The sequence below is a fragment of the Roseibium sp. RKSG952 genome, assembly GCF_009711355.1.
Genome location: NZ_SMMF01000326.1, coordinates 1 through 613, shown reverse-complemented (window position 1 = coordinate 613; position 613 = coordinate 1). Strand labels below are relative to the sequence as shown.

General features: G+C 60.5%; 1 protein-coding gene. It reads left to right on the top strand.

Features of this window, described 5'->3' with window-relative positions; translation table 11 throughout:
* Positions 1–44: 44 nt before the first annotated feature.
* Positions 45–613, top strand: a 569-nt coding sequence (locus tag E1297_RS00895) for a calcium-binding protein (RefSeq protein WP_305793805.1), incomplete at its 3' end; no start/stop codon positions are given.

The window sequence follows — 613 nt, the reverse complement described above, 5'->3', positions numbered from 1 at the left end:
TTTTCCATGCAAGCAAACCAGTGAAACGAGCAGGAGTTAAGTTCATGTCGGTATTCATGGGAATAGTTTCGCAGATCAAGTCTTCCTTTTTGGGCATGCCGTCCGGACATGAAGGCAGGCAGGCTGGTGACCCGGCAGCAGACCCTTTTCATCCCGCTGAGGACCATGGCCGGGCGGCGCGTCCGGACCAGCAGGGGCAACAGGAGAAGGACTTCGGGCCGAACGGCATGGAGCATCAGGAGCGCGGCATTCATGCGGGCAAGATTGTTGTCGGGACGCCCGGTCCCGATGTTTTGACTGGAACTCCGGCGGATGACTTGATCGTTGGCCTTGCGGGCGATGATGTGCTGACCGGGCTTGCGGGCGATGACCTGATCTCGGGCGGCCGGGGCAATGATGTCCTGAACGGCGGGGCTGGTGACGACCTGCTCATCGGCGGCAAGGGTGATGATGTCGTGAATGGTGACGCTGGTAGGGACCTCCTGGAAGGAAGCGCCGGCAACGATGTCGTCAATGGCGGGCGTGGCGATGACACTCTGGATGGTGGATCAGGCAGTGACGTGGTGCGCGGTGAAGCGGGCGATGACCTTGCGGTCTATGTTGCGTCCGAGAA